General features: G+C 65.5%; 7 protein-coding genes and 1 tRNA gene. 5 read left to right on the forward strand and 3 right to left on the reverse strand.

The genetic code is table 11. The features are described from left to right. Window positions 1–82: 82 nt before the first annotated feature. Window positions 83–817: a ZIP family metal transporter gene (locus AB0F17_RS15585; RefSeq protein WP_358022303.1), complete on the forward strand. Its 735-nt coding sequence runs from the start codon at window positions 83–85 to the stop codon at window positions 815–817. On the opposite strand, the gene AB0F17_RS15590 is transcribed toward AB0F17_RS15585, so the two are convergent. Further along, on the reverse strand, window positions 814–1,749 hold the full coding sequence (locus AB0F17_RS15590; RefSeq protein ID WP_358022306.1) for a tyrosine-type recombinase/integrase: 936 nt from the start codon (window positions 1,747–1,749) through the stop codon (window positions 814–816). The genes AB0F17_RS15585 and AB0F17_RS15590 overlap by 4 nt on opposite strands. 93 nt (window positions 1,750–1,842) lie before the next feature. Here AB0F17_RS15590 and AB0F17_RS15595 point away from each other — a divergent pair. After that, a tRNA-Arg gene (locus tag AB0F17_RS15595) sits at window positions 1,843–1,916 on the forward strand. Between the two features lie 175 nt (window positions 1,917–2,091). Here the strand turns inward: AB0F17_RS15595 and AB0F17_RS15600 are convergent. Then, window positions 2,092–2,400, reverse strand: coding sequence for a hypothetical protein (locus tag AB0F17_RS15600; protein ID WP_358022309.1), 309 nt, complete (start codon window positions 2,398–2,400; stop codon window positions 2,092–2,094). Window positions 2,401–3,122: 722 nt separating this feature from the next. On the opposite strand from AB0F17_RS15600, the gene AB0F17_RS15605 reads away from it, so the two are divergent. Continuing rightward, complete coding sequence (locus AB0F17_RS15605) at window positions 3,123–3,602, forward strand: hypothetical protein (RefSeq protein ID WP_358022312.1); 480 nt, start codon at window positions 3,123–3,125, stop codon at window positions 3,600–3,602. Between the two features lie 533 nt (window positions 3,603–4,135). Here the strand turns inward: AB0F17_RS15605 and AB0F17_RS15610 are convergent. Next, a complete protein-coding gene (locus AB0F17_RS15610) occupies window positions 4,136–4,483 on the reverse strand; it encodes a YbaB/EbfC family nucleoid-associated protein (protein WP_358022315.1) in 348 nt (115 codons plus the stop codon). Window positions 4,484–4,977: 494 nt separating this feature from the next. Here AB0F17_RS15610 and AB0F17_RS15615 point away from each other — a divergent pair, with 494 nt between their 5' ends. Continuing rightward, the gene (locus AB0F17_RS15615) at window positions 4,978–5,328 is read left to right on the forward strand and encodes a hypothetical protein (RefSeq protein WP_358022318.1); all 351 of its coding nucleotides are present in this window, start codon (window positions 4,978–4,980) and stop codon (window positions 5,326–5,328) included. After that, window positions 5,328–5,654: a hypothetical protein gene (locus AB0F17_RS15620; protein WP_358022321.1), complete on the forward strand. Its 327-nt coding sequence runs from the start codon at window positions 5,328–5,330 to the stop codon at window positions 5,652–5,654. Before AB0F17_RS15615 ends, AB0F17_RS15620 begins: the two co-directional genes overlap by 1 nt. Window positions 5,655–6,000: the final 346 nt, after the last annotated feature.

A 6,000-nucleotide genomic window follows, 5' to 3' on the forward strand; every position in this document is an offset into this window, starting at 1 on the left:
AGACCCTTTTACACCCCTCCCGCCTGGCGTTTTAGCGTGTCGCGACTCTGCGGCGCACACCCGCCCCCTAGCCTGGAGCGTCATGCCGATCCTGCTGTCGTTCGCGGCATTCTTGATGACGCTGCTCGGCGGGCTGGTCGCGCATCGGGTCAGGGAACGCCGTCACCTCGTCCTCGGCGCCGCCGCCGGCGTCATGCTCGGCGTGGTGGCGTTCGATCTGCTGCCTGAGGCGCTCTCGCGCGAACCGGCCGAGCTCGGCGGGGTGCCGGTGCCGATGCTCATGTTCGCGCTGGCGTTCCTCGGCATCCACGCCGTCGAACGCTCGATGGGCATGCACGACGCCCACGAAGGCGACTACGCCTCACACCGCCACTCGCACGCGGGCGTCGGCCTCGTCGCCGGCACCGGGCTCGTCGTCCACAGCTTCCTCGACGGCGCCGCGATCGGCGCCGCCTTCCAGACCGACACCACGCTCGCCGTCGCCGTCGCGATCGGCGTCATCGCGCACGACTTCACTGACGGGTTCAACACGTACACGATCACTTCCCTGTACGGGAACGCGCGCCGCCGGGCCGTTCTGCTGCTGGGTCTGGATGCGCTGGCACCGGTGACGGGGGCGACTTTGACGTCTCTGATCGCGATTCCGGCCGGGGTACTGGGGGCGTACCTGGGGATGTTCGCCGGGTTCCTGTTGTATCTGGCGACGTCCGACATCCTGCCCGAGGCCCACACCACGAGCCGTGCCGCTGGTCCGACGCTGCTGGCCACGGTGGCGGGGGCGGCGTTCATGTGGGTGGTGATCGCGCTGACGGACTAACGCCCGTCTGCCCCGGCTTCGAGGTACCGGCGCACTATCTCCACGCTCTTCCACCCGGTGATCCGCATCAGTTCGAGCGGATCGCCGCCCTTTTCCAGATAGTCGTCGGCCATCGTCTGCCGGAACCGGTGCGGATGCAGCCGCCCCGAGATCCCCGCCTGCCGTCCCCGCCGCTCCAGCATCTGCTGGATCCCCGTGGCGGTCAGCCGCCGCTCTCCACCTTCGGCCGTGATGCCGCGTACCGGAAGCCAGAGCCAGGGCGACGCCGCGTGCGGATGCCGCGCGCGGGCCCGCAGATACCGATCGATCGCCGCGGCGGTCTTCGGCCCGATCGGCACCAGATGCGCGTCTTCCCCCTGACGAACGATCCGCAGCAGCCGCCGATCCAACCACACATCCCCGGCGTCCTTGTTGTTGACGTCGAGACCGTGCCGAAGCCCAGCCAGCCACGACAGCCGCATCCCGTTGTCCATGAGCACCCGCACGATCGCGGTATCCCGACGATCCACCCACGACCCCCCGGAACACACCTCCAGCAACGCCTCAAGCTCCCGATCAGCCAGCAACTCGGCCGTACGACTGGCCACCTTGGGCGGATCGATCCCGGCCATGGGCGTTTCCGCGGTCCGCTCCTCCTCCGCGATCAGCCAGTTGAAGAACACCCGCAGGTTCCGAAAGTGCTTGTGCGCGTTCCCCGGACTGGTCGTGACCGTACTGGCATCGAGAAACGCCCGCACGTTCGCGGCGTCGACCGCCTCCACCTGCACGGGCAGCCCGCGCTCGGAGAGAAACCGGGCCAGGACGCGTACGCTGTCGAGGTAACTGCGGATCGTTCCGGGTGACTTGTCGGCCGCCTGAAGGGACAATTCCCAGGAGGGGACCATGTCGAGCAGGGGAGGCGAAGGGGGCAGCTGTCTTCGGGATCGCGCCATGGGCCTCTCCAAATCCGATACTGTTCGATCGGTGTATGATTATGCTACCGTCTCACCTGGTCGGCCGACGTGCTGGTCAGACGCCGAATTCGAGCGCCCTTAGCTCAGCTGGATAGAGCACCGGACTTCTAATCCGACGGTCGCAGGTTCGAATCCTGCAGGGCGCGCTTTGATCATGGGCTGACCTGTGGTGATGTGGGATCGGATGCGTTCTAGAATTTTCGTCTAGCGGCTGCGTGCTCGTGTGCACCAATCCCGCTCACACCATGATCCATTCGCCGCCTCCGACTGCTGCGGGAAGAACAGCGGCCCCTGCGGGTGCCGATTAATCATCCGGCCAGGTCAGGCGGCACGCCGGTACTCCTTCAATACACCACCAAGTCGATCATGTCGGCGGATGTCGAGCGGTGCGATTCCAGCGAGGCCGATGTCGGGATCAGGGAGTGCTCGAAGCGGAGCAGCCTGCCGGAGAGCGCGATGCGGCCGGTGTTCGTTGTAGAAGGTCTCGAACTCCCGCAGTGCATAGAGGAGATGGCACTGGTTCCAGATCAAAGTCGCCGTGGCACCCGCATCGTTGTCCCACACGGTGGAAGCGGCGACCTTGATACCGAGCGCGGCCAGTTCACCGTGAATGCGCCGGTACCCCCCCACGAAGCGTTCTCCCGCGCCAGTCGCAGCACCAGCAATCGAACGGACCGAACAGTACGTGGACGTCCACGTCCGCGATGCGAGCTGGCTGCGGCGTGACGGTGCCGCAGCAGATCGCGGTGCCAGCGCAGGATGGTGTCCGGTCGGACCAGGAACACAAGGTCCCGGAGTCTGCCCATTGGCAGGCGGTGAAGTAGTCCAGCGAGGAGGAATCGATCAGTTCGCGTGAACACGGGCTTGGCCACCTGCCACTGCAGCACCATCAGCTGGTGCCGTAACACCAAGATTTCGATCTCCTTGTCCCGATCGGTTCGGGGTAGCAGCCCCAGGAACGAGAAGGTGGTCGTCATCGCGAGGTAGGCCAAGCGCAGTAACACGATCGGCCATCATGCCGTGGGGGCGCGCGACGGGAGCGCATATCTCCATGACCTGCACGGATGATTATTCGGCACTCGCAGCGTCACCGACGGTGCCGATGGAGGCGTCGATGCCGGCCGCCGGCAGGTGGGTGGTGAACCGGAAAGACGTGCACTGACTGCACTGCACTGGGCCGGCCCGCCCGACCCCGCCTGCTCGTGTGGCTCCTCACCCCCATAACCGGTCGTTGCGGGGAATGGCCGAAAGTCGGGACATTCCTCCCGGGAGGCGCGGGACCTTGTCTCATGACGTGGGACCGGTCCTGCCCGGACGATGGCGGTGACGGATTTCGAGTGGCGGAGGTGTTCATGTCCAAGATCATGCCTGTGGTCATCGTCAGGGTCGGCGGGATCGCGACGACAGCGGCCGGTGTGCTGGTAGTGGGTCAGGAAGTGTGGGAGGTCGTGGCCGGGGGTCTCGGTGAGGGGGCAATGGAGTCGGCCGTCCACGCCACGTGGGTGCTGTTACTGGTGTTCGGTCTGCTGGGGCTTCACCTCCATCAGCAGCACGCGGCCGGGGTGTTCGGCCAGATCGCGACCCTGGTGGCGCTGCTGGGGACGGTGACGTTGTTCGCGGCGTCGCTGACCGAGGTCACGATTCTGCCGGCCCTGCCCCAGGGTTCGCCGCTGATCGACGACCCACCCCCGGCCTTGCTGGCGGTGTTCCTGGCGAGTTTCGTCGCGTACGTGGCCGGACTGCTGCTGTTCGGCGCCGCCATCCTCGCCAAACTGCAGGTCGCCGACCGAGCCCACGCCATCATCGCCGCTCGGCAGGCCGGCCTCGGCTAATACTCCAGTGACACTTCGCGATCTTGAGGCGTTGGGGTCACATGGCGACGGCCACTGCGTGATCATTCGGAGTTTGTGAAGACAACAAAAGATCATGCGGTGGCCGCGGACCACAGCGTAGACCCTGACGGCTGGATGGTCATCTTCAACGAGCTGATGGCCCGGATCGCCGGGGTCAACCTCATCGGCTACGCGACGTCCGGCTACGAGAGTGAGTACTGCGGTGAGGTGTCGGTTCACTATGGCCTCGTGGGCACCTGCAGGTGCTCTGGTCCGAGGTTTGCGGCTGGCGTCCCAGCCAGCACTTTGATCCTGATCGGCAGCCCGGCGAGCTCGCCCACCAGGACCCGCTGGGCGTACGGCTGGAGGAGGTCGTGCCCGAGCCGGACCGGGTGGCCACTGGATTCAGCACTTCATCGAGTCGGCGCGGCCGCTCGGCCGGACATCCGTCGGCTCCCCGGCCGCGTAGCGCAGGCGTCAGCACGGCCGAACTGACCGTTGCTGGACACCTGCCCATCGTTTGACGTGATGTCTCATTTCTCGTCCAGGCGGCGGAGTGTCTCATCGAGGCTCGATGTCAGACGGGCGAAATCCCCGGCTGCCTGGGCCTCCATGTCGTCCAGTCGGCGGAAGAACTGCTCCGGGTCGACAGCCTCCTCGGGGGATGCGGCAGACTCGCCGGCCCGCCTCAGCTGATCCTGCTGCGCCGCCCGTACGGCGGCGATGATGTGGTCGGCCAGGTCCTTGGATCCGGAACGCATGGCCCGTGCGTCGAGCCGGAGCCTGTCCAGCAGGCCGTCCTGGCCCACGACGGCGCTCACCAAGCCGCCGGCGGCTTGACCTTCGCCGATGGGGTCCTCATCCTCAGATGCCGCAGCCATTCATCACTCCAGTCTCAAGGGCCACATCTGGCGCATCGGAGTCCAGCGACATTAAACCGTCCATCGTGCGTCGTTGGCCACCGAAGGGCGAGCGGCGCGGTGGCCGTACCGTCTAGCTGCGTCCGAGGACGCCCGGTACCCGCAGGGGCCGAGCGCAGAAGACCTGGTCAAGCCCTATGTGCGAGCTCGGGTACCTGACAGGTCTCCAAGTCATCCGCTACGATAACCGGCGATAACGGCAAGTCGATCATCGTTGACTGCTCGCCGCACTGTACGACCCCATCGATATGGCCGCTGAGAGCATCGGATCGCCCTGACGAACAGGCAGGATGCTGGTGTCGGCACTGATCGTTCACCGAACCGAGGGCTTGATGTTTCCCCTACGTACATGGAGTGGTCGCCGCCATGGCCATTCCGGGCACCAGACTCTGAGCCTTGATGGTCTACCTGCCTGATCCGCGTCTGTGACGGGCGTTCGCTTATTGGAGAGTCGCGTGGCTTCCCTCGGAGACGATGACGGATTTCGCGGAGTCGGAGAGGCGGCGGATGGCCTGGTCAAGGCCTTCGTCGCGGACGACGGGCTGCTGGAGGGACTGTCCGTTGGGGCGCGGGCCATGAGGCTCGCCCCGGAGGTCCTGGCGAGGCACGTCGTGACCGCCATACGGCAGGCGCAGGAAGACCGCCGCGGGCAGCTCGCCGAGAAGAAGGCCGAGGAAGAAGCCAAAGCGGTCGCCCTGGCTGAAGCCCTGGATGCGCGGCTCGACGAGTTCGAATCCCGGCACGATCGGGAATTCCCTCAGATCACCACAGCTTTGTACGAGACGGTGCGGAAACTGGAGGGCTGATGAACGAGTTTTCCAATAACGGGGCGATCATTGATGCCAAGGGTCGCCGGGCGGCGGGCCGCAATATGGGAGTGCTCGCCCGGGAGTACCGCGAACTGCGCCAGCAATTAGACAGCATCCTGGCGAATGGTTGTGGCCTGTCCCACGAGGAGATCAGCGTTCCCTATGCGAAGTTGGCGACCAACCTGAGAGCAAAACTCGCACGGATCGCCGACGACCTGGAACATGCCGGCTCCGGCCAACTCACCATGGCAGCGAACAACGACACCGCCGAGGAAGTCGGTCTGGCGTACATCAACCGAGTGAATCAAGCTCTCGGAGGCTGATCACTGGTCTTGTTCGAAGCCGGCTGGTCGAGCAAGGCTGATGAACGCCGAGATTCTGGTCGATGGCGAGGAATGACGTAGAGCGGTCGCTAAAGGGGCGAAGATGAGTGATTCGACGATTGCCCAGGGGCTTGCGATTCTGGGGCTTCCGCCGCCTACCGATACGCGTCCGCTTCGGGAGCGGCTTGAAGAGTTGCTGGGTCCGGTGAGCTCGCATGAGGGGTTTTCCGGGGGTACGGCACAGGCCCAGCGTAAGCATTCAGGAGCTCAAGATCGCGATGGCGTGAGCAGCGCCCGCGCGGTGGGATGATCTTCGGGTGCCGAGGACCCCGGATCGCCGCCCGTC

The sequence above is a fragment of the Nonomuraea sp. NPDC026600 genome (genome assembly GCF_040638335.1).
Taxonomy (GTDB): Bacteria; Actinomycetota; Actinomycetes; order Streptosporangiales; family Streptosporangiaceae; genus Nonomuraea.